General features: G+C 68.2%; 25 protein-coding genes. 16 read left to right on the forward strand and 9 right to left on the reverse strand.

The window, feature by feature from the left end:
* The first annotated feature begins 117 nt into the window (after nucleotides 1–117).
* Both ACH438_RS39200 and ACH438_RS39205 read left to right on the forward strand, forming a co-directional pair.
* Nucleotides 118–1,443, forward strand: coding sequence for a diguanylate cyclase domain-containing protein (locus ACH438_RS39200; RefSeq protein ID WP_397014960.1), 1,326 nt, complete (start codon nucleotides 118–120; stop codon nucleotides 1,441–1,443).
* A 5-nt stretch (nucleotides 1,444–1,448) separates the two neighbouring features.
* The gene (locus tag ACH438_RS39205; RefSeq protein ID WP_397014962.1) at nucleotides 1,449–2,270 is read left to right on the forward strand and encodes an SAM-dependent methyltransferase; all 822 of its coding nucleotides are present in this window, start codon (nucleotides 1,449–1,451) and stop codon (nucleotides 2,268–2,270) included.
* Here ACH438_RS39205 and murJ read toward each other — a convergent pair.
* Nucleotides 2,256–3,944 carry a murein biosynthesis integral membrane protein MurJ gene (murJ, locus tag ACH438_RS39210; RefSeq protein WP_397014964.1) on the reverse strand — a complete coding sequence of 563 codons (1,689 nt, stop codon included), beginning with the start codon at nucleotides 3,942–3,944 and terminating at the stop codon, nucleotides 2,256–2,258. The two genes, ACH438_RS39205 and murJ, sit on opposite strands and share 15 nt — an antisense overlap.
* A 140-nt stretch (nucleotides 3,945–4,084) precedes the next feature.
* Here murJ and ACH438_RS39215 point away from each other — a divergent pair, with 140 nt between their 5' ends.
* A complete protein-coding gene (locus tag ACH438_RS39215; RefSeq protein ID WP_397014966.1) occupies nucleotides 4,085–4,399 on the forward strand; it encodes a hypothetical protein in 315 nt (104 codons plus the stop codon).
* Nucleotides 4,400–4,405: 6 nt separating this feature from the next.
* On the opposite strand, the gene ACH438_RS39220 is transcribed toward ACH438_RS39215, so the two are convergent.
* Nucleotides 4,406–5,635 carry a thioredoxin family protein gene (locus tag ACH438_RS39220; RefSeq protein WP_397014968.1) on the reverse strand — a complete coding sequence of 410 codons (1,230 nt, stop codon included), beginning with the start codon at nucleotides 5,633–5,635 and terminating at the stop codon, nucleotides 4,406–4,408.
* A gap of 99 nt (nucleotides 5,636–5,734) precedes the next feature.
* Between ACH438_RS39220 and ACH438_RS39225 the strand changes: the two genes are divergently transcribed.
* On the forward strand, nucleotides 5,735–6,172 hold the full coding sequence (locus ACH438_RS39225; protein ID WP_397014970.1) for a hypothetical protein: 438 nt from the start codon (nucleotides 5,735–5,737) through the stop codon (nucleotides 6,170–6,172).
* 84 nt (nucleotides 6,173–6,256) lie between these two features.
* Nucleotides 6,257–6,394, forward strand: a complete 138-nt coding sequence (locus tag ACH438_RS39230) for a hypothetical protein (RefSeq protein ID WP_397014972.1) — start codon at nucleotides 6,257–6,259, stop codon at nucleotides 6,392–6,394.
* Nucleotides 6,395–6,414: 20 nt separating this feature from the next.
* On the opposite strand, the gene ACH438_RS39235 is transcribed toward ACH438_RS39230, so the two are convergent.
* The gene (locus ACH438_RS39235; RefSeq protein WP_397014974.1) at nucleotides 6,415–7,251 is read right to left on the reverse strand and encodes an LLM class F420-dependent oxidoreductase; all 837 of its coding nucleotides are present in this window, start codon (nucleotides 7,249–7,251) and stop codon (nucleotides 6,415–6,417) included.
* Between the two features lie 48 nt (nucleotides 7,252–7,299).
* The gene (locus tag ACH438_RS39240) at nucleotides 7,300–8,181 is read right to left on the reverse strand and encodes an AraC family transcriptional regulator (protein ID WP_397014976.1); all 882 of its coding nucleotides are present in this window, start codon (nucleotides 8,179–8,181) and stop codon (nucleotides 7,300–7,302) included.
* 149 nt (nucleotides 8,182–8,330) lie between these two features.
* On the opposite strand from ACH438_RS39240, the gene ACH438_RS39245 reads away from it, so the two are divergent.
* Entirely contained in the window at nucleotides 8,331–9,377 is a 1,047-nt protein-coding gene (locus ACH438_RS39245) for a saccharopine dehydrogenase family protein (protein WP_397014978.1), read from the forward strand.
* Nucleotides 9,378–9,386: 9 nt separating this feature from the next.
* Here ACH438_RS39245 and ACH438_RS39250 read toward each other — a convergent pair whose 3' ends face one another.
* The 3 genes from ACH438_RS39250 to ACH438_RS39260 form a co-directional block, all read right to left on the reverse strand.
* Nucleotides 9,387–10,025 (reverse strand): TetR/AcrR family transcriptional regulator, encoded by a 639-nt coding sequence (locus ACH438_RS39250; RefSeq protein ID WP_397014980.1) that lies wholly within the window; start codon nucleotides 10,023–10,025, stop codon nucleotides 9,387–9,389.
* A gap of 1 nt (nucleotide 10,026) precedes the next feature.
* On the reverse strand, nucleotides 10,027–11,172 hold the full coding sequence (locus tag ACH438_RS39255) for an acyl-CoA dehydrogenase family protein (protein WP_397014982.1): 1,146 nt from the start codon (nucleotides 11,170–11,172) through the stop codon (nucleotides 10,027–10,029).
* 99 nt (nucleotides 11,173–11,271) lie between these two features.
* The gene (locus ACH438_RS39260) at nucleotides 11,272–11,970 is read right to left on the reverse strand and encodes a TetR/AcrR family transcriptional regulator (RefSeq protein ID WP_397014984.1); all 699 of its coding nucleotides are present in this window, start codon (nucleotides 11,968–11,970) and stop codon (nucleotides 11,272–11,274) included.
* A gap of 189 nt (nucleotides 11,971–12,159) precedes the next feature.
* Between ACH438_RS39260 and ACH438_RS39265 the strand changes: the two genes are divergently transcribed.
* From ACH438_RS39265 to ACH438_RS39285, 5 genes are all read left to right on the forward strand, one after another.
* Nucleotides 12,160–12,375, forward strand: a complete 216-nt coding sequence (locus ACH438_RS39265) for a hypothetical protein (RefSeq protein ID WP_397014986.1) — start codon at nucleotides 12,160–12,162, stop codon at nucleotides 12,373–12,375.
* The gene (locus ACH438_RS39270) at nucleotides 12,372–13,904 is read left to right on the forward strand and encodes a hypothetical protein (RefSeq protein WP_397014987.1); all 1,533 of its coding nucleotides are present in this window, start codon (nucleotides 12,372–12,374) and stop codon (nucleotides 13,902–13,904) included. Before ACH438_RS39265 ends, ACH438_RS39270 begins: the two co-directional genes overlap by 4 nt.
* A gap of 104 nt (nucleotides 13,905–14,008) precedes the next feature.
* Nucleotides 14,009–15,469, forward strand: coding sequence for an SDR family NAD(P)-dependent oxidoreductase (locus ACH438_RS39275; protein ID WP_397014989.1), 1,461 nt, complete (start codon nucleotides 14,009–14,011; stop codon nucleotides 15,467–15,469).
* 369 nt (nucleotides 15,470–15,838) lie between these two features.
* A complete protein-coding gene (locus tag ACH438_RS39280) occupies nucleotides 15,839–16,216 on the forward strand; it encodes a DUF2784 domain-containing protein (protein WP_397014991.1) in 378 nt (125 codons plus the stop codon).
* A 38-nt stretch (nucleotides 16,217–16,254) separates the two neighbouring features.
* Nucleotides 16,255–16,974 (forward strand): O-methyltransferase, encoded by a 720-nt coding sequence (locus ACH438_RS39285; protein WP_397015049.1) that lies wholly within the window; start codon nucleotides 16,255–16,257, stop codon nucleotides 16,972–16,974.
* On the opposite strand, the gene ACH438_RS39290 is transcribed toward ACH438_RS39285, so the two are convergent.
* Nucleotides 16,971–17,732, reverse strand: coding sequence for a thioesterase II family protein (locus tag ACH438_RS39290; RefSeq protein ID WP_397014993.1), 762 nt, complete (start codon nucleotides 17,730–17,732; stop codon nucleotides 16,971–16,973). The genes ACH438_RS39285 and ACH438_RS39290 overlap by 4 nt on opposite strands.
* Nucleotides 17,733–17,766: 34 nt before the next feature.
* Between ACH438_RS39290 and ACH438_RS39295 the strand changes: the two genes are divergently transcribed.
* Both ACH438_RS39295 and ACH438_RS39300 read left to right on the forward strand, forming a co-directional pair.
* Nucleotides 17,767–19,140, forward strand: a complete 1,374-nt coding sequence (locus ACH438_RS39295) for a CoA transferase (protein ID WP_397014995.1) — start codon at nucleotides 17,767–17,769, stop codon at nucleotides 19,138–19,140.
* A gap of 151 nt (nucleotides 19,141–19,291) precedes the next feature.
* Nucleotides 19,292–20,854: an MFS transporter gene (locus ACH438_RS39300; protein ID WP_397015051.1), complete on the forward strand. Its 1,563-nt coding sequence runs from the start codon at nucleotides 19,292–19,294 to the stop codon at nucleotides 20,852–20,854.
* A gap of 16 nt (nucleotides 20,855–20,870) precedes the next feature.
* Here the strand turns inward: ACH438_RS39300 and ACH438_RS39305 are convergent, their stop codons facing one another.
* On the reverse strand, nucleotides 20,871–21,443 hold the full coding sequence (locus tag ACH438_RS39305) for a TetR/AcrR family transcriptional regulator (RefSeq protein WP_397014997.1): 573 nt from the start codon (nucleotides 21,441–21,443) through the stop codon (nucleotides 20,871–20,873).
* A gap of 109 nt (nucleotides 21,444–21,552) precedes the next feature.
* Here ACH438_RS39305 and ACH438_RS39310 point away from each other — a divergent pair, with 109 nt between their 5' ends.
* The 3 genes from ACH438_RS39310 (at nucleotide 21,553) to ACH438_RS39320 (ending at nucleotide 24,835) form a co-directional block, all read left to right on the forward strand.
* On the forward strand, nucleotides 21,553–22,764 hold the full coding sequence (locus tag ACH438_RS39310) for an FAD-dependent monooxygenase (RefSeq protein ID WP_397014999.1): 1,212 nt from the start codon (nucleotides 21,553–21,555) through the stop codon (nucleotides 22,762–22,764).
* 146 nt (nucleotides 22,765–22,910) lie between these two features.
* Nucleotides 22,911–23,957 (forward strand): nucleoside hydrolase, encoded by a 1,047-nt coding sequence (locus tag ACH438_RS39315; RefSeq protein ID WP_397015001.1) that lies wholly within the window; start codon nucleotides 22,911–22,913, stop codon nucleotides 23,955–23,957.
* The gene (locus ACH438_RS39320; protein WP_397015003.1) at nucleotides 23,954–24,835 is read left to right on the forward strand and encodes an amidohydrolase family protein; all 882 of its coding nucleotides are present in this window, start codon (nucleotides 23,954–23,956) and stop codon (nucleotides 24,833–24,835) included. Before ACH438_RS39315 ends, ACH438_RS39320 begins: the two co-directional genes overlap by 4 nt.
* Nucleotides 24,836–24,903: the final 68 nt, after the last annotated feature.

Below are 24,903 nucleotides of genomic sequence, written 5' to 3' on the forward strand. Positions count from 1 at the left end.
CAGGCCGTTCGAAAACTGTTGTGCACGGGGTCAATCCGTCGTTGTTAGGATCACCCGCGTATTCGAGACCGCGCGGAGAGGGGTTGTCCGGGCGGGGGCAGAGCGTGAGGGGGCGTCGTGGAGGAACGCGAGCGCGGCAGAGTGGCGTACGACTGGTGGCGGGCCTTGGCCGAGACCTGTTACGTGCCGATGCCCGCGCGGGCGGCGCAGCGGCTGTTGGAGGGGGTGGTCGGAAGCCTTGCGGTGGCGCTGGATCGGGAGACCGTGGATACCGCGGGGGCGGCGGCCGCGGGGCGGATGCTGGTGGAGGCGAAGCTGACCGATCCCGCGGTGGTGCCGGTGTCGGCGCGCGCGCTCACGAGGCTGGCGCAATTCTGTGGCCGCCCGGACGTGGAGCAGCGGATGGCGGTGCTGCTGGCCTGTTTCGGGCGCGGGTACGGGGCCGCATTGCATCAGGTGCAGCATCGAGGGCGACTATCCCTCGAACAGGGCATGGACGAGGCGCGCCGCGCGGCGGAGGAGCGGTTCCGGGTGGTGTTCGACAATGCGGCGGTCGCCATCGCGGTCGGCGACACCGAAGGGCGGCTGGTGGACGCGAATCGGGGGCTGGCCGAGATGGTCGGGGTACCGGTGGGACGGCTGCGCGGCGCGTCGGTGTACGACTTCACCCATCCCGACGATCGCGACGAGATCCGGGCGGTGATCTACGAGAAGCTGGTGCCGGCCGGGGAGGGTACCGCGAAGTTACAGTTGCGGATTCAGCGCACCGACGGGCATTGCCGGTGGGCGTCGTTCGCCATCACGTTCGTCAAAGGTGGTGGCGGGCAGCATGATTACCTGCTCGCGGTGGGTGAGGATGTCACCGAGCGGCACCGGATGCAGGACGAACTGCATCGCCAGGCGCGCCACGACCTGCTCACCGGGCTACCGAATCGGCGCTACCTGGTCGAGCAGCTCGACGCCTCGATCGCGCAGGCGGGCGGCGAGGAGCAGGTGGGGTTGTGTTTTCTCGACCTGGATGGTTTCAAGCACGTCAACGACCGCTACGGGCACGGTGTCGGTGACCGGTTGCTGACCGCGGTCGCGCTCCGGTTGCGCGAGGGGGTGCGTGAGCATCGGCCGCTGCTGGCGCGCATCGGCGGGGACGAATTCGTCGCACTGGTCCCCGACGCGGACGCCGATCGCGTCACCGCTGTCGCCGCGGCACTGCTCGCGGCGTTGACCGACCCGATCCTGGTGGGCGACACCCGGGTTCAGGTGTCGGCCAGTATCGGTGCGCTGGTCGCGCCGGTGGCCGGTGCGGAGGCCGAAACCCTGCTCGATGCCGCCGATACCGCGCTGTTCCGTGCCAAGGCCGCGGGCAAGGGGCGGTGGGTGCTGCGGCGCCACGATCTTCGCGAGGGCGCGCTCGCCCTGCATCTCGACCCTGAACAGAGAGGCTGACCGCCATGCCGTTGCCGGATTGGGCACCCGACGATATCGATCCCGAAATCCCCAGTAGCGCACGCGTTTACGACTACATCCTCGGCGGGGTCCATCACCTGGAGAGTGATCGGCGCCTGGCGCAGCAGATCACCGCGCTGGCACCGGACGTGCCGCGCAGTGGCCGCGCCAACCGGGCGTTCCTGCGGCGCGCGGTCACCCATCTCGTCACCGAGGCCGGGATCACCCAGTTCCTGGATCTGGGTTCGGGCATTCCGACGGTCGGCAATGTCCACGAGGTCGTGCACACCCACAATCCGGACGCGCATGTCGTGTATGTGGACATCGACCCGGTCGCGATCGCGATGAGCCGGCGCATGCTGGCCGATACTCCGGCCGCCACGGCGGTGCGCGGTGATTTCAATGCCATCGAGGCGGTTCTCACCGATCCGGAGGTCACCGCGCTCCTCGACTTCAGCCGCCCGGTCGCGGTGCTGGCGGTGGCGTTGCTGCATTTCATGCCCGATCAGGTGCAGCCGATCGACACGCTGGCGCGGTTGCGTGCGGCGATGGCGCCGGGCAGCTACCTCGTGCTCTCTCATGCCGGCAATGAGGGCCCGGCCGATCAGATGAGTGCGACGCTGCAGCTGTATCAGCGCACCCCCACCCCGATGGTGTTGCGTTCGCGCGCCGAAATCGCGGCGCTGCTCGACGGTTTCGACCTGGTCGATCCGGGCCTGGTGTATCTGTCGCAGTGGCGGCCCGATCCGGGCGATGTCGTCGAGGTCCGCGCCTTCGACGGCTACGCAGGGATCGGGCGCATTCCCACGGTGTCAGCGCCGCAGTAGTGCTCGGGCCGTGCGGATTTCGGGGATGCCGATGAGTTTGGCGGCCAGCAGGAAGACCAGGGTGCCGGTGGCCGCCCCGGCGAGCAGCGCGGTCGAGTGGTCGAGGGTCGGCGCGGTGATGGTGGCGTGGGTGAGCACGATCGCGGTCAGCGCGCACGCTCCGGCGAGGGCGGTCGCCCACAGCACCCGATGTGCGGAGGCGGCGACCGCGGCGAAGCCGAGCAGGCCGTGGCGGCGGCGCAGCAGCAGGTGGCCGGTGAGCGCGCCGACGGTGTAGGCCAGTGAGCCTGCGACGCTGAGCATCACGATGACCGCGTGGGTGGGCAGGGTCGCCGCCGCGATGACCCGGGTGGCGACCTTCACCGCGACCATGACGACATTGATGAGGGTGGGTGTGCGAGTGTCGTTGTGGGCGTAGAACACTCGCATCTGCAGCATGACCAGTGCGAAGGGCGCCAACCCGAACGAGGAGCAGGCGACCGCGAGCCCGATCAGGTGCGCGGCCGCGGGATCGACGCGGCCGGTGAACAGCAGGGCCGTCATGCCGGGAGCCAGCAGTGTCATGGCCATGGCCACGGGAACCAGTGCGGCCGAAAGGTAGCGGGCGCCCCGGGACAGGTCAGCGAGCACCGCCGCATCGTCGCCGGCCGCGGCGGCGCGGGAGATGCGCGGCATGAGCACCGTCAGCATCGACGCGGCGAGAATGCCGTAGGGCACCTGGAACAGCAGTTCGGCGTATCCGGAGATGGAGACGCCGCCATGGTCGAAGGCCACCCGCATGGTCACCGCCACCCCGATCTGGCTGATCGCGGCGTACACCACCAGCCAGCCCAGCATCGGCAGCCCGGCCCGCACCGGCCGCCAGGTGTAGGGCAGTGGGCGTGCACGCCAGCTCCATTCGAAACCGTTGTGCCGCAGCGCCGCCACCACCCAGGCCGCCTGACCGGCGATACCGGCCGTGGTGCCGATACCGAGGGTGAGGATCTGCGCGAGCGTCATCGAGGCCGGGGTGAGCGTGATCGGTCCCGGCAGCACAAGGAACACCGCGCAGGTGACCAGGACGATCACATTGTTGATCACCGGCGCCCATGCGGCCGCCGCGAAGCTGTCGCGCACATTGAGCACCGCGCCGGCGACCACGCTCACCCCGTAGAAGAAGATCTGCGGCAGCAGCAGATACGCCAGCCATGTCGCGAGATGCCGCTCCCCGGAATCGGCGACGAACACGCGCACGATCCACGGCGCGCACACCACGGTCAGCACGGTGATCACCGCCAGCGCCAGCAGCGTCCCGACCATCACACGCTGGGTGAACTCGCGAGAGTTCTTGCGCCCGCGCCGTCGCGCCCGGGTCAGCACCGGCACCACGGCACTGGCGAGCACACCACCCAGCAGCAACTCGTAGACCATGTTGGGCAGATTGTTCGCCCCGTTGTAGGCGTCCCCGACCGCGCCGGCCCCGAGCACGGCCGCCACGACCAAGGTTCTGGCGAGCCCGGTGATCCGGCTCGTCACCCCGGCCAGCGCCACCGCCCGGCTCGCCCGAGCCAGCCCGGCGGTTTCCGAACTCCCCTCTGCGGCAACACCTTTGAACTTCACCGGCACCTCGGCGCGCTGCGTCTCCCGCTGGATCGGCAACGGTAGTGTCGGAAAACTGCCGTAGTCGTGCAACACGCCCCCTCATCACAGGTGTCTCAAATCGCCCAGCCCAGGCTACGCATCCGCGAGCGGTCCCCGCCGTTCACGAAATAGTCACGCGGCCTCCGCGAAGCTGCGTAGCGAACACGAACCGTCACAACAACCGGAGTACTCCCATGCGTAAGTTCTTGTCCTGCGCCTTCGCCGCCGTGGCCGTCACCGCCGCCCTGGTGACCCTGCCGACCGGCACGGCCGCGGCTCAGTCGACCGCGTGCAGTACCGCCGTCGACCTGATCAACGCCGCCATCGCCGCGGCCCCCGGCGGCAACCTCGACGATGCCGGGCAGAAGGATCTGGCGAACAAGTTGCTCGCGGTCCCCGCCAGCGGCGCGGACAAGGACGCCATTACGTTGTTCGCGCGCTCACTGCTCGATGACAACGTGACCGACATGGGCGCAGCGACGGCCAAGTTCAACACCGCCTGCGCCTAACCACCACTACGCGAGCGCGGTGTGGACGCGCAGTTCGGTCGGGGCCAGGCAACTGTCGGGACGACATGCCTGCGCACGGACGTGCAGGGTCAGTTCGTCCCCGCCGCCGATGAGTTCGATTGCGAGCAGCGTGGTTCCGGTCAGCTGGCCGTCGTCGGTCACCGGAGCCACGATCTCCGTTATGGTCCAGCCACTTTCGGGATCGGTGCTGATCGCGAGGGGATATTGCGCCTCGGCGTCCGGCGCATACAGATGGTAGCCATCGCTGATCGCGACGGTGAGATACGCGGTGACCCGGTCGGGAGTTCGGCGCCGGGCCCGCAGCACGATGGCGATCGTCTCCGATACCTCGACCTGCCCGTCGAATTCCGGCGCGTCGACCGTGGCCTGTTCTGCGGCGCGCACCAGTTCGGCCAGGTCCGGGCGGCCACGCAACCCGTTCACCCTGGCGTGCGGCAGGGCGATACGCAGGGACTCGACGGCCGCGGCGTCCGGCGACGCATTCTCGTCGGATTTCGTGGACTCGACACTGACCTGCTGCAATCCGGTCAGGCGCGCGAGTTGCCCGATACCGTCCGCGTCGATGCCGGTGTCGAACAAGGTCACGGCGGTCAGCCCTGTGAGCCGGCCGAGGACGGCTGCGTCGGCCGCAGTCACCGGTGTGTCGAACAGTGTCAGCGAGTCGAATGCGTCGGGTGCGAATCCGGCCAGCACGCCGGCATTTCCGCGGGCGATCATCAGTGACAGCCGGGCGCCCGCGGGCAGGTCCACGACGGCGTCACCGGTGGCGGCATCCGGGTCCCAGTCGATGGCGACCCGGGCCAGCGGCAGCGGCCCCGGAATCCGCACCGTCCGACCCACTGCCGCACGGGGTTTCGCCGGCGCCGTCGTCGTGGGGTCGACGGCCAACCGGTCGAGGACCGCGGGCAGCGGGTCCAGGCTGTCCGGGCCCACCCATTCCAGCACCGGAATCCCGTGCTGGAACACCAGCAATGTCGGGTAGCCGTCGATGCCGTAGCGTTCCGCGATCTCGGGATGCTCGTCGACGTCGATCGATACCACCCGCACGCGGTCCTGTTCGTCACGCGCGAAGCGTTCCAGCTTCGGGGCCAGGTGCCGGCACGGCTCGCACCATACGGCGGTGAAATCGACGATTACCGGCCGTCTTTCCTCCGCGAGTGCCGCATCGAACTCGGCGGACCCGATCGCGCGCACCACGGACTCGTTCGATGTCATGCGGTCCACGGTAGTCAGGCGACCACGGCGCCAGCGCGCGTGCGGGTCATTCCCTGCAGGGAATCGCCAGTTCGGGGGCGATTGACGAATCTTGTGGATGTGACTTACGAACCTGATGACATCGAACTGAAGCAGTTGGTCGACCGGTGGGTCGCGCAGTGGAACGAGCCGGATGCCGAGGAGCGGCGGCGGTTGATCGAGGCCGTGTGGGCCGATAACGGGTATCAGACTCTGGTCCGGCCGCCGCAGGCCATGCGCGATAGTGCCGACGAGCTCGGGATGCCGTGGCCCGAGGTCGAGATCCGCGGGCATACAGCGCTTTTCGCGCGGGTGACCAGAGCTTATGAAAGGTTCGTCGCGACGGGGGAATTCGCCTTCGAACGCGACGGGGAGCTGGTCCGGCATCTCGGTGGGACGGTGGCGCTGAACTGGGTGATGCGTTCGCACGCCGACGGCACGGTGGTCGGGGGTGGGTTGGATGTGCTGACCTTCGCCGATGACGGCCGGGTGCGCAGCAGTCACCAATTCGTCTCCTGAGCGCTGAATTTCCCTGCGCTGGGCCGTCTTACCTGATAGGAGGCACCGACCGGGTGCCTGGTCGGACAGTCAGGAAGGCTCGTCATGCGTATCCCACAGCGGCTCGGTAATGCGCGTCATCTCTCCGAGAAGATGTTGCGCGCCCGGCGTATCGGATCGGCCGATCGGGCCGAGGTGCATTACCGGCGGGTCAGCCAGGAAGCGTGGCGCGGTGCCCGGTGATCACCGGGCACCGCGGGAGATCACTCGGACGGCGTGGCCAGCAGTGGCGCGAGGGCGCGCAGGGTGGGCAGCGGGTCCTCGGCGAGGACCTGCACGGCCACCTGATCCGCGCCCGCGCGCAGATGCTCGTCCAGGCGGGCGGCGATCTGCTCGGCGCTCCCGTGCGCGACCACCGCGTCGATGAAACGGTCGCTGCCGGGCTCGGTCAGGTCCTCGTCGGTGAAACCGAAGCGGCGAAGGTTGCTCACGTAGTTGGACAGGCCCAGGTAGTAGCCGACGCGGGGGCGGGCGGTGGCGCGGGCCCGCTCGGCGTCCTCGTCGAGGACGACCTTGTGCTCGGTGACGATGAGCGCTTCGGGACCCAGCAGTTCACGCAGGCTCGCGGTGTGCTCGGGGACCGTCAGGTAGGGCAGCGCGCCGGCGCTGCGGTCCGCGGCGAGTTTCGCGACTCGCGGGCCCAGGGCGGCCAGGGCGCGGCGCTCGCGCGGGACGCCGCCGGCCTCCAGGACGTCGAGGTAGGCGGCCAGGGCGTCATAGGGTTTGGCGTAGGTGCCGGTGTGCTCGCGGTGACCGGCGCCGACGCCGAGGAAGTAGCGGCCGGGGAACTTGTCGTCGAAGCGGTGGAAGCCCTGCACGGCCTGTTCGGCCGGGGTCGCCCACACGTTCACGATGCTGGTGCCGACGACGATCGAGCGCGTCGCGGCGAGCGGGGCCTCCAGGCCCTCCCAGTCCGGCGGCGGTGAACCGCCCAGCCAGACCGTCCCGTAGCCGAGTTCTTCGACCTCACCCAGCAGTTGCGGGGTGAGTGACGCGTAGTGGATCCATACGCCGAGGCGTCCCAAGCCATCCTTTGCCATATCGAGCGCCAACACACCGCGATCGGCCCGCATTCCCCGCCCGCCGGATCATGCGCTGGGCCGGATACGCGATATCTCCGTCGGCGCGGCCGCCCGGAAACGACCCGGTGCGAGACCGAATTCGCGCTTGAACGCCTTCGCGAAGGCGTATTCGGAGGTGTAACCGGATTTCTCCGCGACGACGCGCAGCAGTGCGTCGGTATCGCGGAGCATGCGCGCGGCCAGAGTCATCCGCCACCAGGTCAGATACGACTGCGGTGCGACACCGAGCGTCGCGGTGAAACGCTGCGCGAACACCGAGCGTGACAAACCCGCTTGGGCGGCAAGGGATTTCACCGTCCACGGCGCGCCCGGATCCCGGTGCACGGCGGCCAGGGCGGCATGGATGGCCGGGTCGTACAGGGCGGCCGACCAGCGGGTGTCGGCGGGATGGTCGTCGTACCAGGCGCGCAGCATGTAGAGCAGCAGCACTTCCAGCAGTGGTGCGATGGCGCCGGAATCGTGATCGGTGCCGAGTTCGTGGCCGAGCAGGTCGATGGCGCCGCGCAGCGGGGTGCGGTGGCCGACGCGGGCGGGGATATGGATGACGTCGGGCAGTTCGGCCAGCAGGGGGTGGGCGCGGCTCTGATCGAGAAGGTATGCCCCGCACAACATCACGGTCTTTTCCGCGATGGTGTCGCGGCGGTCGGGGTGCGGGCTGTCGCCGATGGTGTGGCCGCGTTCGCGCGGCAGGAAGGCGACATCGCCGGGCAGCAGCCGGATGGGGTCGCCCGCGCTGGGGATGAGCCGGCACGAACCCTGCAGCACCACATGGAATCCCGCACCCTCCTGCGCCGCGAAGGACTGCTGCCAGGGGGCATGGTTCTCGCTGCGATTGGAATGCGGTGTGCCGGTGCGCATGGCGGCGACCGCATCGCTGAGCAGGTCCATTCACCCACCGTACCGAGTCATGCCTTGTGGTCGGACGATCGGACATCCGAGCGGGAGGAATGAGCATTTATCGTCCTGGCAGCAGTCCATAGCGTGGTGTGCGGGCCGTTTCCCGGCTCCACCCCTCACCAGCAATGGAGTTGCCGACCATGAGAATTGCCGTTTTCGGCGCCAGCGGGTTCACCGGTTCGCTGGCCGTCGCGCAGGCCCATCGGCGCGGCTTCGTGCCCGTCCTGGTCGGGCGCAATGCGGACCGGCTGCATCGCACCGCCGAGGCTGCCGGACTGTCCGACCCCGAGATCCGCGTCGCGACCCTCGACGATATCGATTCCCTCACCGCGGCATTCGCCGACTGCGACGCCATCGTCAATACCGCCGGGCCGTTCACGTTGTGGGGCGAACCGGTGATCCGCGCCGCGTTGGCCGCACGCGTGCACTATGTCGACACCGCCGGCGAACAGGGCTACATCCACCACGTCCTCGAAACCTTCGGCGCCGCCGCACAACACGCGGGCATCACGATCGTGCCCGCCATGGCCGATGACGGTGGTCCCGGCGACCTGATCGCCGCACTCACCACCGCCCGCCTCGGCGCTCCCGTCGAGGATTTCCTCATCGCCGATCTGCGGATCCCCGTCCCGGGCGGCGCCTCTCGCGGTACGGCACGATCCATGGCCGCGATCCTGTCCGGCGAAGCCCTCGAATACACCGACGGCGCCTGGCATCCCGCCCACGGCGAGCCCCTCGCACCCCTCACCCCGCCCGGCGAAACCTCCGCGATCGAGATCGCCGCCTTCGCCCTGCCCGGTATCGCCACCATCCCCCGCCATATCCCGGCGCGCCGCGTCCGCAATGCCATGCGTGCCGAAACCGGTGACCTCTTCGCGGCATTGACCCCGGAGGTGGTCGATTCCATCCCCGAGGTCCCGGACCTCGACGCCCGTAATGCCTCCCGCTGGCTCATGCTCGCCGAGGCCACCGCCGCCGACGGCACTCGCGCCCGCGGCTGGGTCACCGGCACCGACGGCTACCGCCACACCGCCGTCATCGCGGTGGAGGCCGCCCGCCGCCTGGCCACCGGCGCGGCCCCGGCCGGAGCCCTCACCCCCGCACAGGCTTTCGACCCCGCCGACTTCCTCGGCTATCTCACCGCCGAGGGCGTCGACTGGGCCGTGCAAGCCCCGGTCATCGTGTGAGGACCGGGTTCACTTGGGGTCGTTGATCTTCGGGAACGTGTCACCGATGAGGGTGAGCAGCGAATCGGTGAGCAGGCCGTGCACCTGGGCGCGGGTCAGTGACTTGCGCACGATCCATTCGCGGCCCGCGGCTTTCACCAGTCCGCCGTAACAGCGCACCAGCGCCCGTAATTCGGCGCTGTGCAGCGAATCCGACAGGCCCATCATCGCGACCACGCGCTCGGCGGCGGCATTGTCGGCCTCGTCGAGGATGCGCTGCACCTCCGGATCGTCGCCGATGCCCTCCAGGCCGGTGACCTTGACCCAGGTGGTGCCGTGCTCGCCGATGGTGTCCAGCAGCCAGTTCACGCTGCCGTCCACACGTTCACGCAGAGTGCCGGTCGGCGCGCGCATGTGGTCGGGCCGCGGCAAGGTCACCATGCGGCGCACGACCGCGAGGTACAGGTCGCGTTTGTTGCCGAAGTAATGGTTGATCAGGCCGCGCGCCACCCCGGCTCGCTGGGCGAGCTCGGCGGTGGACACGGCCGCGTAGGGACGTTCGCCGAACATGTCGATGGCGCAGGACAAGATCTGCGCGCGGCGTTCGTCCGGTTCGAGCCGGCGGCGGCGCGACGGAATGTCGTCGCCGGCCACCGGCTCTGTCGTCATGTCAGAGTGAGCGGGCAATGAGGTCCTTCATCACCTCGTTGGCGCCCGCGAGGATCCGCAGAACCCGGGCGCCGGTGTACAACTGGGAAATCGGGTATTCGGTCATGTATCCATAGCCGCCGAAGAACTGCAGGCAGCGATCCACCACGATACCGAGTTGGTCGGTCAACCAGTATTTCGACATGGCCGCGGTAGGGATATCGAACTCCCCGCGCAGGTGCTTGGTGATGCAATCGTCCAGGAAGACCCGGCTCACGGTGGCGATGGTCGCGCACTCGGCGAGCTCGAAGCGGGTGTTCTGCATGGCGAACAGCGGCTTGCCGAATGCCTCGCGACCCTTGGTGTAGTCGACGGTCAGCTCGACTGCCTTCTCCATCATCGCCACCGCCAGGATCGCGGTGACCAGGCGTTCCTGAGCCAGCATCTGCATCATCTGATAGAAGCCCTGGCCCTCGGCCGTGCCCAGCAGGTTCGAAGCGGGCACCCGCAGGCCGTCGAAGAACAGCTCGGCGGTGTCCTGGGCCTTGCCACCGATCTTGGACAGGATGCGCCCGCGCTTGAAGCCTTCGACATCGTCACCGACCTCGGCGAAGATCAGCGAGACCCCGGCCGCGCCCAGGCTCGGGTCGGTCTTGCAGGCGAGGATGATGCCGTCGCACAGCCAGCCGTTGGAGATGAAGATCTTCGACCCGGTGATGACGTACTCGTCACCCTCGCGCACCGCGCGGGTCTTGATGTTCTGCAGATCCGAGCCGGTGCCGGGCTCGGTCATGCCGATGGACAGCACCATCTCACCGCTGGCCGCCTTGGGCAGCACCCGCTGTTTGAGGTCCTCGGAACCGAATTGGTGAATGTAGGGCGCGATGATCGAGGAGTGCACCGACATTCCCAGTGACCCGTCACCGAGGTGCGCCTGAGCTTCGATGATCGCGGCCTCGTGGGCGAATGTGCCGCCGCCACCGCCGTATTCGGCCGGAATGGCCGCGCACAGCAGGCCGAGTTCGCCGGCCCGGTTGTACAGGGCGCGGTCGGGATGGCCCTGGGCGATGAACTTCTCCTCGTGCGGGATCACCTCCTTCTCGAAGAAGGTGCTTGCCAGTCCTCGTACCGCCTCGACCTCGTCGTCGCTCCATGCGGGGCGTGCCATCGTCAATCCCTCACGTCGTGCCCACGCGCGGCGCCGTCGCCGGTCCTGCGCGTCTTGCCCCCAAGGGTGCACGGCTATTGGCATGATGTCAACAAGGGGTCAATGCTCGCCCGAGCGGGCCTGATTCACCTCGGCGAGCGTGCTGAAGATCGGCGTGTCCGGATCGGCCTCGATGCGCTGCCGGCGCAGATACCCGTCGATCAGACCCCAGGCCAACTCGGTGGCCTGATCGATGAACTCATCGGTCTGCTCGGCGCCCGGGGTATCGGAATCGCTGAGCCACAGATCGGTGATCGACACCAGCAGCCCGACCAGCGCGCGGGACAGATAGTCCAGGCCCGCGGTCTCGAGGGGCACCGCCTCGGCCACCGAGCGCGCCATCTTGCTCAATCGCGCGGCCGCCTCGCGGCCCAGATCCAGTTGCAGTACACCCGAACCCGACTGCTGCACCACCGGGCCCTGGCCCAGGAAGCGGAAGACGTTGGGATGCTCCAGGATTCCCTGCGCGTACTGGGTGAACACCCGGCGCAGGGCGGTGCGCGGCGGCTGCAGCATGAGGGTCATATCGCCGCCGGTGGCCGAGAAGGCCTGGCGCGACATGCGTGTCGCGATCTCGGTGAACAGGTCGCCCTTGTCGGCGAACTGCCGATACAGCCGGGGTTTGGTGATGTTCGCCTCGCGGGCGATGTCGTCCATGCTGGGCCGCGGGCCGTCCCGATCGATCACCCGGATCGCCGCATCCACGATGTCGTCGCGGGTCACTGTCCGCGGGGCGGAACCGGCACTGCTTCGAGCCACGGGCGAAGCATACACGTACCGCCAGTACGCGCAAGATCTCCGCCGTCCGGCCACACAAACCGCTTGGTTACCGGCACGTCAAGTGACAGATACCACAGCCCGGTCCATCAGAAGCACATTGCTTTCGCACCGAACGTACTGCCAGTATCGGAACCCGTACCGGCAGTACGATCAACCGGAAAGACACCGATGTCAGACGCAGCACGCCAGCTCAGCGACACCCTGCGAGCACCCCTGCCCGCGGCCTTCGAGCAGCTCACCGACGCCGATCTCACCGAACTCGACCGGCTCCTGCACGACGCCATGGACCGCCGGCGCGACACCCTCGACGCCGCCCTGTCCTCCTCCCTCGACTTCGTCCCGCGCCTCATGCGCCCGGCCGTCAAGAAAGCCCTCGGACTGTGAGCGAACACCTGGTAGCCGTCGCCGAAATCACCAAACTCGCACGCCTGCTCGGCATCAGCGACCCCACCGAACTCGACTTCCTCGTCGACCTGCCACCCGCCGCCATCCGCGAATACCGCGAACGCGTCACCGACCGGCTCTTCGACCGCGACACCAAACGCCTGCGCGCCGTCGCCTCCGCCAGCAAGATCGTGCCCGTCGCTATCAGCTCCAAAATCGCCGAACGCGCCTTCGGACCCATCCTCTGCGCCGCCGTCGCCAGCGCCGTCGAACCCAACCGCGCCGTCGACATCGCCAAATCCCTCTCCGGGCCCTTCCTCGCCGAATGCGCCACCGGACTCGACCCGCGCCGCACCGCCGCCATCATCGCCGCCGTCCCACCCCGCATGGTCACCGACGTTGCGCGCGAACTGCTTTCGCGCGGCGACCACATCACCATGGGCCGCTTCGTCCACGTCGTCCCCGAACCCGCCCTGCGCGCCGCCGCACCCGTCATGAGCGACGCCGACCTACTGCGCATCGCCTTCCTGCTCGAAGACAAATCCGCCATCGACAACGTCCTGCACATCGTCGCCGACCGCGTCCCCGGCGTCATCCGCGCCGCCGCCGAACAACACATGTGGGCCGAAGGCATCGACCTGCTCGACTCCATCGCACCCCACAACCGCGCCTGGATCGGCGATATCGCCGCCGGCCTCGGCGGCGACGTCCTCGACACCCTCATCACCGCCGTCGCCGAACTCGACGCCTGGGCCACCCTGCTGCCCATCACCAGCGCCATGAGCCACGACAGCCTGCGCCTGTTCGCCGAACGCCCGCCCGTCCACGACACAACCGTGCTCGGCGCCATCATGGACAGTGCCCTCGACGGCGGCCAATGGACCAACCTGCTCCCCCTGGCCGCACACCTGCCCGCCGCACAGCTCGCCTTCATCGCCGCCCGCGTCGGCGAACAGACCGACGGACGCCTCGGCGAACTCATCCGCGAAGCCGACACCGCCGGACTCTGGGACGCGCTCATCCCCCTCGCCCTCGCCATGAACGCCGGCGACCGCCGCCGCATGGCCGCCCTACCCATCCTGCAAGAACCCGACGTGCTGCGGCGCATCATCACCAGCACCGCCGAACACGACCTGTGGTCCCAGGCCCTGCCGCTCGTCGACGCCATCCCCGACACCGCCAAACCCATCCTCGCCTCCTGCCTCGGCGACCTCACCCGCGAGCAACTGCTCACCGCCGTCCACACCGCCTCCCGCAGTGACACCATCCACACCCTCGTCGACGTCGCCCTCGCCCAGGACCAGGACGGGCGCGCCCGCATCCTCGAACTCATCGACGGCATGGACGACGTCGAAGAATTCCTCGACGCCCTCACCACCGAAACACCGGATGTGGTGTGGCAGGCCCTGATTCAGGTCCGCACCGAAATCCCCGACCGGCTCCTCACCCTGCTCGCCGACCGCGCCCGCCACCTCGGCCGCGACCGCGACGCGGGCGAACTACAACCCATCGGCGCCGCCGCCGAATAGGCCCGCCACCCGGGCCCGCAGGCGGGGGCGGCAAACACTGCGGCAATGCAATGAGAGAATGACTCGGTCAACCGCCCCCGCACGAAGGATCACCCCGCTTTCCGATGGCCGAGCACAGCACCCCGGCGTACCCGACCGACTCCTCGACCATCGACCCCGAAGAGTTGGCCATCTGCCTGCGCGTCATCGAACGCGCCGGACAGCTCGACAAGGATGATCCGGACTCCCTCACCGTCCAGCGCGCAGTCGGCCACATGTTCAAGCAACTCAAGCGCCGCAAGCGCATCGAAGCCCGCGACGCCGTCCAGGCCAACGACCGCGCCGTAGTCGCCGCCACCGCCACCGGCTCGCCCAACCGCATCGACGACGAAACCGCGGGCATCCCCATCAGCTCCAGCACCGGCGACGGCAGCGCCGGCGAACTGCTGCGGCCGCGCCCCTGCTACATCTGCAAGCAGCGCTACACCCGCGTCGACGCCTTCTACCACCAGCTCTGCCCCGACTGCGCCGCCAAGAGCCACGCCAAACGCGACGCCGGCACCGACCTCGCCGGACGCCGCGCCCTGCTCACCGGCGGCCGCGCCAAGATCGGCATGTACATCGCACTGCGACTACTGCGCGACGGCGCCCACCTCACCATCACCACCCGCTTCCCCAACGACGCCGTCCGCCGCTTCGCCGCCCAGCCCGACAGCGCCGACTGGCTGCACCGGCTCCGCATCGTCGGCATCGACCTGCGCGACCCCGCCCAGGTCGTCGCCCTCGCCGATGACGTTGCGGCCCAAGGCCCGCTCGACATCCTCATCAACAATGCCGCGCAGACCGTGCGCCGCTCCACCGGCGCCTACAGCGCCCTCGTCGAAGCCGAGAACGGGCCGCTGCCCGCGGGCGCACTGCCCGATGTCCTCACCTTCGGCAAGACCATGCAGGCGCACCCGACCGCGCTCACCGCATCCCTCACCCCGAGCCTCACCGCCGCCGACATCACCGACCTCGCCCTCGTCGCGGGATCGGCCACGCCGGAACGCATTTCGCAGGGCGTCGCCATCGACGCCGGCGGCCTGGTCCCCGACCTCGCGCACACCAACAGCTGGGTGCAGAGCATCGGCGAGGTCGATGCCACCGAGCTGCTCGAAGTGCAGCTGTGCAATTCGGTCGCGCCGTTCATCCTCATCTCGCGACTACGCCCGTCCATGGCCGCCTCGCCGGCCCGCCGCAAGTACGTCGTGAACGTCTCCGCCATGGAAGGCGTCTTCGCCCGCGGCTACAAGGGCGCCGGCCACCCGCACACCAATATGGCCAAGGCCGCGCTGAACATGCTGACCCGCACCAGCGCTCGCGAAATGTTCGAGGCCGACCGCATCCTCATGACCGCCGTCGACACCGGCTGGATCACCGACGAGCGCCCGCACTACACCAAGATCCGCCTCGCCGAAGAAGGCTTCCACGCACCCCTCGACCTCGTCGACGGCGCCGCCCGCGTGTACGACCCCATCGTCCGCGGCGAAGCCGGCGACGACCTCTACGGCTGCTTCCTCAAGGACTACGAACCCTCCAACTGGTAACCCCCTGCGGCCCAGCCCTTCCGAGCCGGGCCGCCCCTCTCCTCTTTGTGGTTTTGAGCAGTTCCTTTCCGTCTCGACTGGACCTCCAGTTGAGAACGCAAGACATGCTTAGATGCGCATATCCGTGTATAGATATGTAATAAACTGCAATTGAGCGTGACCTGGGGTGATCCGATCCACGACGCCCCCGATCCGCCGCCGGCCCGTTGCCACTCCTACCTCTCCCCGTACTTAGGCCGATGTTGCGGGCGCGGCGGCCCCGCTCCCCTGCCGACCGACTCGCCCTGCTACATATAGTTAGATGCGCATATCTGCGTGTGGATATGCCACTCACTGCCCCTCCCCTGTTCCGGGGCCTATGCTGGGCTCATGTGGTACCGGCTGCTGGCCGATGCGACGGCGGTCGTACATTTCGCGTTCGTCATCTACGTGGTGGTCGGCGGATTCATCGCGTGGCGGTGGCGCTGGACCATCTGGCTGCACATTCCCGCTGTCGCTTGGGGATTCAGCACGGTGTTGTTCAAGGTCGACTGCCCGCTGACCGAGCTGGAGAACTGGGCTCGGCACAAGGCCGGCGAGGCCGGACTGCCGTCGAGCGGCTTCATCGACCACTACATCACCGGGGTGCTCTATCCGCGCAGCGATCTCGAGCTCGTGCGCGTGCTGGTCGTCGTCTGTGTCGTGGTGTCCTGGTTCGGTTTCTACTGGTTGCTGCGCCGGCGGCAAGCGATGCGGCGGGCGACATGAAGGATCGGATCCCCTACCTCGTCAAGTCCGCCATCGGGATGGCGCGGGGATATCGCTCTTTCATGCAAACCGGGCAGTGGGGAGACGGGCGGGAGGCGACGGCGCGGGATCATGTGCTGGCGAACGCGACAGCGGGCGACCCCGCGAGTGTGCTTGCGGCCATGGACGATTTCGCCAGGCACCGCAGCATGCTGGTGAATGTCGGGGACGAGAAAGGGCTGATCCTCGATGCCGCGGTGCGCAAGGCCGAGCCGAGGCTGCTGCTCGAGCTGGGGACCTATCTCGGTTACAGCGCGGTGCGGATCGGGCGGGTGATGCCCGAGGCCGCGCGACTGGTGTCGGTCGAATTCAGCGCTCCCAATGCGGAAATCGCGCGGGCCATCATCGCCCATGCCGGGCTCGCCGAGCGCGTGAGCGTGGTGGTCGGCACCATCGGCGATGGGGGTGCGACCCTGCGGACGCTGGCGGTCGAGCACGATTTCGGGCCGGGCGCAGCCGATTTCCTGTTCCTCGACCACACCAAGGAGGCCTATCTGGCCGACCTGCGGTCGATCCTGGCCGCCGGGTGGCTCCGGCCGGGCGCGATGGTGGTCGCCGACAATGTCGGGGTGCCCGGCGCTCCGGACTATCTGCGGTACATGCGGCAGCACGAGGGCAAGGACTGGCGCACGGTGGAGCACCGTACTCATGTCGAATACCAGTCCCTGCTCAAGGATCTCGTGCTGGAGTCGGAGTACCTGGGGCTGAGCCAGGCCTAGCGGAGCCGCCGGGCGATCAGTTCGGCGATGGCGGGTTGGTTTTCGGGCAGATCCAGGTAGAAATGGCCGCCCGGGAAAGTGGCGAGCTCGAAGTCGCCGCTCGTGAAGCGCCGCCACTCCCCCGCTTGCGCCTCGGTGGTGGTCGGGTCGGCGGTGCTCAGCAAGGTCGTGATCGGGGTGCTCAGCGGCTCGCCCGGTTGGTGACGGTAGGTCTCGACGGCCTCGTAGTCGTTGCGGACGGCGGGCAGCACTACTTCGGCAAGGCCGGGTTCGGCGCGCAGGATGCGGACCGATTCCGGGTCGTTGGAGAGGAGTTCGAGCTGGCCGATGAGGTCGCTGTCGGAGCCTTTGTGGAAGGTGCCGGGTTCGTCGAAATCGGGTGCCGGGCGGCAGGATACGAACAGGTGCTCGACCGGTCGGCCCGCGGCTTCGAGGCGGCGGGCGGTTTCGTAGGTGACGGTGGCGCCCATGCTGTGGCCGAAGAGGGCGAGGCGCTGGGTCCGCGGCCAGGTCAGCAGGTCTCGGGCGGCTTGTTCGGCGAGGTCGGTGAGCGCCGGGACGAGGGGTTCGCCGAGGCGGTCCTGGCGGCCCGGATACTGGACGCCGAATACCGCGGTGCCGGAATCGAATCGCTGCGCCAGTGTCCGGTATGCGGTGACCGAGCCGCCGCCGGGTGGGAAGCACACCAGGACGATCGCCGGGTCGGCGGCCGATTTCAGGGTGCGCAGCCAGTCTGTGCCGGTGAGATTTGCCACCACGGCGGGTCCTCCTTCAAGCGTTAGTGTCGGACTCGTGGGTACGTATGAGGCGCTGGTCCACGATTACGAGTCCGGGGTCGGGGTCACCCGAACGAGTATGCCCGCAGTCGATCCGGGCGCGAATCTGGCTGCGACACTGCCCGTGTGGGCGCTGTCGGGCGGCGCGGTGGCGGCGTTCGGGGCGGCGGCCGACCGGCGCCGCACGGCCTACGGATCGGCGCCGCTGGAGAGCGTGCCCGATCCGGGTCGGGTAGCGGCGGCCTTCGCGAGTGATCGGCTGTTCCGCCGGAACGGCTTGCCCGCGCAGGGCTTCGCAGAACTGTCCGGGTTCTTCCGTGCTGCGGACGCCTGGGTGCGTACGCACGCCAACTATCCGCATCATCGCGCTCGCCTGCTGACGGCGCTGGAGTTGCCGGCCGATGCCTCGCGGGCGGCGCTCGAAAACCGGCTTGCCGCACTGCCTGCCGCGGAGGTCGAGGCGCGGGCGCAGGAGGCCGGTGCGATCGCGGTGCGGGTGCGCGCGGAGGCCGAGTGGGCGGACAGCCCGCAGGGCAAGGCGGCCGCGGCGGGGCCGTTGGTCGCGGTCGAGGCGCGGGCCGATCGGGGTGCGGTGCGATCCCGTTCCGCGGCAACCCAACTGCTGCCGCTGCGCGGGATCCGTGTACTGGACTTGACACGAGTTATCGCGGGACCGGTGGCTACCCGTGCGCTGGCCCTGCTGGGCGCGGATGTCCTGCGGGTGGATCCGCCCCAGCTACCCGAAATCCACTGGCAGTATCTGGACACCTGCCAAGGGAAGCGGTCCACACTACTCGATTTGCACACCGATCTCCCTGTTTTTCGCGAATTGATCAGCAATGCGGACATTCTCGTCACGGGTTACCGACCGGGCGCTTTGAAACGGCTCGGTGTGCAACCCTCGGAAATTAGTCCGGGAATTGTGCACGGGCGAGTTTCGGCATGGGGTGAGCAGGGTCCGTGGGGTGATCGACGCGGTTTCGACAGCATCGTGCAAGCGGCCTCCGGAATTTCACTCATCGAAGGCATGCCGGGCAATTCACCGCATGCGGACGGGGTCGGGGCGCTGCCGGCGCAGGCCCTCGACCACGCCAGTGGCTACCTGCTGGCGGCCGGGGTGCTCGACGCGCTGCATGCCCGCGAGCGCGACGGACTGGGCCGGGACGTGCGAGTTGCACTGGCTCGCACGGGATCCTGGCTGCTGTCGGCGGCGGGCCGGACGCCGGATCATGCACCCGCGCAGGATCCGGACCAGCGATATGCCGTCACGCACGGCGCGGTGACCACCGCCCGGCCCGCGCTCGCCGAGTATCCCGATCATCCTTGGCCCGCACCGCCATACGGCGAGGACGGGCCCGCCTGGCTGCCCAGACCGGACGGTTCGAGATAACCGCGAAACGTTTGAGCTTCAAGTGCACGCACACTCGCAAGTACATCAGCGAATAATGTGAATTGCCTTCCGGCATACGGGTTTTTGCGCCGTTAATAGATGAGATCCTGAAACCGACATCATTAATGCCGGCGCGGTTGCCGGTATGCGGATGGAGGACGTCATCGTGGACACACCTGCCCCTTTGTTTACTGCCGCCGACGACGGAGGTCGTCTCGCAGTGACACGCCGCGAGTGGACCGGTTTAGCGGTCCTCGCGCTGGCATGCCTGGTGTATTCCATGGATCTCACCGTGCTGCACCTCGCGGTGCCACAGATCAGTGAGCGGTTGCACCCCACCAGCTCTCAATTGCTGTGGATCATCGACGTCTACGGCTTCATGGTCGCCGGGCTGCTGCTCACCATGGGCACCATCGGCGACAGGATCGGGCGCAGACGACTATTGATGACCGGCGCCGCCGCCTTCGCGGTGGTGTCGGTCATCGCGGCCTTCGCCCCCTCGGCGCCCATCCTCATCGGCTGCCGCGCCATCCTCGGCGTGGCCGGAGCCACGCTCGCGCCGTCCACGCTCTCGTTGATCTTCAGCATGTTCCGCGATCCCCATCAGCGTTCCATCGCGGTCGGCGTGTGGGTCGGGTCCTATTCGGTCGGCGGATCGGTCGGGCCGTTGGCCGGTGGCATCATGCTCGAGCACTTCTGGTGGGGATCGGTGTTCCTGCTGGCGGTTCCGGTCATGGTGCTGTTGCTGATCCTCGCGCCCAGGGTGTTGCCGGAGTATCGGGATCCGCATGCCGGGAGACTGGATCTGATCAGCGCGGGACTGTGCATCCTCGGGGTGCTGCTGCTGGTCTTCGGCATGAAGGAAGTCGCGCAGAACGGCCCGGGGCCACTCTCGGTGGGGGCCTTGGTGATCGGGGCGGTCGTCGGGGTGGTGTTCGTGCGCCGCCAGCTCACCGCCGACGAGCCGATGCTGGATCTGCGGTTGTTCCGATTGGGCAGTTTCCGCACCGCGCTGACCATCAATATGGTCGCCATCTTCGTGGCGTTCGGGTATTTCCTGTTCGTGGGGCAGTACTTCCAGCTGGTGCTGGGCATGTCGCCGCTGCGGGCCGGAATCGCCACCATTCCAGCCGGATTGGGGTTCATGATCGGGTCCCAGCTGGGCCCGCGGATCATGAAGGTGGTGCGGCCGGCCTACATGATCGGCGTGGGCATGACCATGGCCGCGGGCGGACTGCTGCTGCTCACCCGGATCACCGCCAGCGGCGGCGTGGAACTCACCATCGCCGCCTCGCTGCTGGTCTCGTTCGGGCTGGCGCCGGTCTTCGGGATTACCACCGAGCTCATCGTCGGCACGGCTCCGCCGGAGCAGGCGGGGGCCGCGTCCGGGCTGTCGGAGACCGGGGCCGAATTCGGTGGGGCGCTCGGCATCTCGATCCTGGGCAGTATCAGTATCGCGCTGTACCGCGGTCAGCTGGGCAATACCCTGCCCTTCGGGCTCAGTGACGCCGATACCAACAATTCGCGCGACACCCTCGGCGCGGCATTGCAAGTCGCCGGGACGCTGCCGGGCAAGCTGGGCACGTCGGTGGCCGAGGCCGCCAAGCAGGCGTTCCTCATGGGGATGCACCTGACCTCCGCTATCGCGGCGGGTGCGGCGCTGTTGCTGGCGTTGATCGCGATGACGCGGCTGCGGCATGTGCCGCCGGGGTGAGTCGCCCGGGCCGGAATCATTGCCCGCGTAGGGCTTCGATGGCGGTGACCAGTCCGTCGCCGTCGAGCAGCGGCGCCTCGGGTGCGATCAGCCACTGCACCGCGAAGCCCTGGAAGAGGATGAAGTAGAGCTTGGCCACGGCGTCGGTCTGCGCCTCGGACATCTCGGGATAAGCGCGGTGGACCGCGTCGGTGATGCCGCGGTGCGCCTCGAGGGTCGCCGTGGTCATGAACTGCTGCGCCTCGGGGTCACGGGCGATCTGCACACTGTTCTCGGTGCTCAGCAGGAGCGCTTCGCGATTCTGCTGGATGACGTCGATCAGGCCGTTCCAGGTGGGGCCCATCCCTTCCCAGGGTGAGCGGCCCTCCCCCGCGCCGACGATCGCGGCCTCCATGCCGTCGCCGACCGCGTCGCCGATGCCCTCGGTGATCGCCTCCATGACGAGGCGGTCCTTGGATCCGAAGTGGTATCCGATGGCGGCCAGGCTCACTCCGGCGGCATTGGCGATGTCACGGGCGGTCACCTTCGCCAGGCCGCGGTCCAGGATGGCCCGGCGCGCGCCCGTCAACAGGTCTTCTCGGTTTCCCATGACCCCACCCTACCAGCGTCTTAGACATTTGTTCTAGACAGCTGTGCCATCCATGTGTTAGACATTTGTCTAAGACGGAACGACCAAACCGCATCACAAGGGGAACCCGATGAGCACCACCTCGAACCTCCGCATCCTCGTCGCCGGCGGCGGCATCGCCGGCAATGCCGTTGCGCTGCAACTGCTTCGCGCTGGCATCGACACCACCGTCGTCGAACGCGCTGCCACTCCCCGGCCCGGTGGACAGGCCGTCGACCTCCGCAGCGCCAGCAAGGAAGTCGCCGAGCGCATGGGCCTCATGCCCGGCGTACGCAAGCTCCAGCTCGACGAGCGCGGCTGGATCTACGTGAACGAACAGGGCACGCAGTACGCCGAACTGCCGGTCCACATGTTCGACGGCAACGGCCCGGCCGCCGACATCGAAATCTCCCGCGGCGATCTCAATCAGGTGCTGCTGGACCTCATCGCCGAGACCGACGGACCATTGGACTACCGCTACGGCGACTGGATCGAACAGCTGGAACAGGACGCGCGCGGCGTCGACGTCACCTTCGCCTCCGGCCGCACCGAACGCTACGACCTCGTCATCGCCGCCGACGGCGTGCACTCGGCCACCCGCCGCATGATCTTCGGACCCGAAGAAGAATTCGCCACCCACCTGGGCGGATACATGGCGTTCTTCTCCATCCCCACCCCGGCCGACGCCAAGGAAGGCTGGCTGACCGGCTGCAATATCCCGGGAGCCATGTTCGCCATTCGCCCCGATCGTGATCCGGCGACCTCCAAGGCCATCCTCACCGTGCGCCGCGACCACGATCCGGCGCTGCACCGCGATCCGGCCGCGCAACGGCAATTCATTCGCGACACCTACGCCGGTGCGGGCTGGAAGGCGTCGACCATTCTCGAGGCCATGGACGACACCCCCGACTTCTACTTCGACCAGCTCGCACGCATCGATGTGGCGAACCTGTCGAAGGGCCGGGTCACCCTGCTCGGCGACGCCGGCTACTGCGGCTCCCCGCTGACCGGTATGGGCACCGCCATGGCCTTCGTCGGCGCCTATCTGCTGGCCGGCGAAATCGCCGCCACCCCGGCCGATATCGCCGGCGCGCAGACGCGCTACCAGGAGAAGCTCACTCCGTTCCTGGAGGGTGCGAAGGAACTGCCGGGCGGCGGCGTCAAGTTCATGTTGCCCGCGGGCAAGTTCGGGCTCGCGGCGGCACGGTTCAACATGCGGATCCTGACCTCGAAAGTGATGCTGCCGCTGAGCAAGAAGCTCTTCGAGCCCAAGACCAAGGACTACGCCCTGCCGAATTACTGACAGCCAGGACGTAACTCGCGGCCCCGCCGCCGGGCATATGCTCGGCGGCGGGGCCGTCCGTATGGCTTCGCGACGGCCGGAGAAGACGGAGCGATTCCGGTCTGATACCTGTATTAGGCCCGGAACTCGACGAATGCGAGGCGCTCATGCCAGTGAAGGTTCTGATGGACAATGACACCGGGATCGATGATTCCCTGGGGTTGCTGTATCTGCTGGCCTCCCCCGAGGCCGAGATCGTCGGAATCGCCTCCAGCGCGGGCAATGTGCCCGCCGCGCAGGTCGCCGCGAACAATCTCGCGCTGCTGGATCTGTGCCGGGCGCCGGAGATCGAGGTCGCGCTCGGGGCGGCGGAACCGCTGGCGATTCCCTTGCGCACCACCGAGGACACGCACGGGCCGCAGGGTGTCGGGTATGCGATGTTGCCGGCCTCGCCGCGGACGCTGTCGGAGCGGTCTGCCGCGCAATTGTGGGTGGATCTGGCGCGGGCGCATCCGGGTGAGATCGTCGGGCTGTGCACCGGGCCGGTCACGAATCTCGCGCTGGCGCTGCGTATCGAACCGCGGCTCCCCCAGCTGCTGCGCCGGCTGGTGATCATGGGTGGCGCGTTCAACCATCCCGGCAACACCACGCCCACCAATGAGTGGAACGTGCACGTCGATCCGGAGGCCGCCAAGGCGGTGTACGACGCCTTCGCCGCGGCGCCGGCCGATCGGCGGCCGCTGATCTGCGCGCTCGACATCACCGAGACCATCGAGATGAAGCCCGCGCACCTGGCGGCGCTGGCCGAGCGCGCGGGCAGTACACCGGTGGAGCTGGTGGCGGAAACCGATCCGCCGGAGGCGCGTTCGCAGGCGAGCAATCCGCTGGTGCGGTTCCTCACCGATGCCGTGCGGTTCTACTTCGACTTCCACAAGCTCTATGACCAGGGCTATCTGGCGCACATGCACGATCCGTTCGCGGCGGCGGTGGCGCTGGATCCCGATCTGGCCGTGACCAAACCCGCGACCGTGGACGTGGAGCTGAGCGGAACCATCACTCGCGCCACCACCGTCGCCGACTGGGCGGGCATGTGGGGGCGGGAACCCAATGCGGACATCGTGGTCGCGACCGATCCGGACGTGTTCTTCGACCGGCTGATCGACCGGATCGGGGCCCTCGCCGCGGCCGCGTATCCGGAAGCGGGCCCGCAGTGACCGAGCAGGCCAATGATGATTCGGTCGCCGCGTTCCGTGGTCGGGCCGGGCTATCCGGAATCATCGACATCCATACGCATTTCATGCCGGACCGGGTCATGCGGAAGGTGTGGGAGTACTTCGACTCCGCCGGGCCGCTGATCGGGCGCAGCTGGCCCATCGAATATCGGGACGAGGAGCAGGTGCGGCTGAAGACGCTGCGCGGCTTCGGGGTTCGCGCCTTCACCTCACTGGTGTACGCGCACAAGCCGGATATGGCCGCCTGGCTCAATGAATGGACCGCCGACTTCGCCGCGCGGACGCCGGATTGCCTGCACACCGCGACCTTCTACCCCGAGCACTACGCGGCCAGCTATGTCGAGGCGGCGGTGGAGGCGGGGGCGCGAATCTTCAAGGTGCACGTGCAGGTCGGCGGATTCCATCCCGGCGATCCGCTGCTCACCGAGGTGTGGGGGCTGTTGCAGGACGCCGGTGTGCCGGTGCTGATCCACTGCGGATCCGCGCCCACCGCCACCGAATTCACCGGTCCCGAGCCGATCGCCGCGCTCTTGCAGCGGTTTCCGCGATTGCGGTTGATCATCGCCCATATGGGGGCGCCGGATTACGGCGCGTTCCTGCATATCGCGCAGGCGCACGAGCACGTCCTGCTCGACACCACCATGAACTTCACCGACTTCTTCGAGGCGGCCGATCCGTTCCCGGTGGCCGAGCGCGGGCGGCTGCGGGAGCTCGGCGATCGGATCCTGTTCGGTAGCGACTTTCCCAATATCCCGTACACCTACGGTCATGCCCTGACCGCGCTGGAAAGGCTGGAGCTGGGCGAGGACTGGCTGCGGCGGGTCTGTCACGACAATGCCGCGCGGGAGTTCGGGCTCTAGGCCACTACCTGGGTCACGCGTTTTCCACCCCTGGGGTGCGTGGAAGTGCCGCGCGCGGGTACGCACAC

The organism is Nocardia sp. NPDC020380 (assembly GCF_044386975.1).
In the GTDB taxonomy this organism is placed as follows: Bacteria; Actinomycetota; Actinomycetes; order Mycobacteriales; family Mycobacteriaceae; genus Nocardia.

Excerpts from the sequence above, each read along its gene's own strand:
- ACH438_RS39235 (WP_397014974.1), bottom strand. The coding sequence starts at position 7,251 with ATGGCAAAGGATGGCTTGGGACGCCTCGGCGTATGGATCCACTACGCG.
- ACH438_RS39310 (WP_397014999.1), top strand. The coding sequence starts at position 21,553 with ATGAGCACCACCTCGAACCTCCGCATCCTCGTCGCCGGCGGCGGCATC.
- ACH438_RS39280 (WP_397014991.1), top strand. The coding sequence starts at position 15,839 with ATGTGGTACCGGCTGCTGGCCGATGCGACGGCGGTCGTACATTTCGCG.
- ACH438_RS39315 (WP_397015001.1), top strand. The coding sequence starts at position 22,911 with ATGCCAGTGAAGGTTCTGATGGACAATGACACCGGGATCGATGATTCC.
- ACH438_RS39220 (WP_397014968.1), bottom strand. The coding sequence starts at position 5,635 with ATGACATCGAACGAGTCCGTGGTGCGCGCGATCGGGTCCGCCGAGTTC.
- ACH438_RS39265 (WP_397014986.1), top strand. The coding sequence starts at position 12,160 with ATGTCAGACGCAGCACGCCAGCTCAGCGACACCCTGCGAGCACCCCTG.
- ACH438_RS39275 (WP_397014989.1), top strand. The coding sequence starts at position 14,009 with ATGGCCGAGCACAGCACCCCGGCGTACCCGACCGACTCCTCGACCATC.
- ACH438_RS39215 (WP_397014966.1), top strand. The coding sequence starts at position 4,085 with ATGCGTAAGTTCTTGTCCTGCGCCTTCGCCGCCGTGGCCGTCACCGCC.
- ACH438_RS39285 (WP_397015049.1), top strand. The coding sequence starts at position 16,255 with ATGGCGCGGGGATATCGCTCTTTCATGCAAACCGGGCAGTGGGGAGAC.
- ACH438_RS39305 (WP_397014997.1), bottom strand. The coding sequence starts at position 21,443 with ATGGGAAACCGAGAAGACCTGTTGACGGGCGCGCGCCGGGCCATCCTG.
- ACH438_RS39255 (WP_397014982.1), bottom strand. The coding sequence starts at position 11,172 with ATGGCACGCCCCGCATGGAGCGACGACGAGGTCGAGGCGGTACGAGGA.
- ACH438_RS39245 (WP_397014978.1), top strand. The coding sequence starts at position 8,331 with ATGAGAATTGCCGTTTTCGGCGCCAGCGGGTTCACCGGTTCGCTGGCC.
- ACH438_RS39240 (WP_397014976.1), bottom strand. The coding sequence starts at position 8,181 with ATGGACCTGCTCAGCGATGCGGTCGCCGCCATGCGCACCGGCACACCG.
- ACH438_RS39250 (WP_397014980.1), bottom strand. The coding sequence starts at position 10,025 with ATGACGACAGAGCCGGTGGCCGGCGACGACATTCCGTCGCGCCGCCGC.
- ACH438_RS39205 (WP_397014962.1), top strand. The coding sequence starts at position 1,449 with ATGCCGTTGCCGGATTGGGCACCCGACGATATCGATCCCGAAATCCCC.
- ACH438_RS39230 (WP_397014972.1), top strand. The coding sequence starts at position 6,257 with ATGCGTATCCCACAGCGGCTCGGTAATGCGCGTCATCTCTCCGAGAAG.
- ACH438_RS39300 (WP_397015051.1), top strand. The coding sequence starts at position 19,292 with ATGGAGGACGTCATCGTGGACACACCTGCCCCTTTGTTTACTGCCGCC.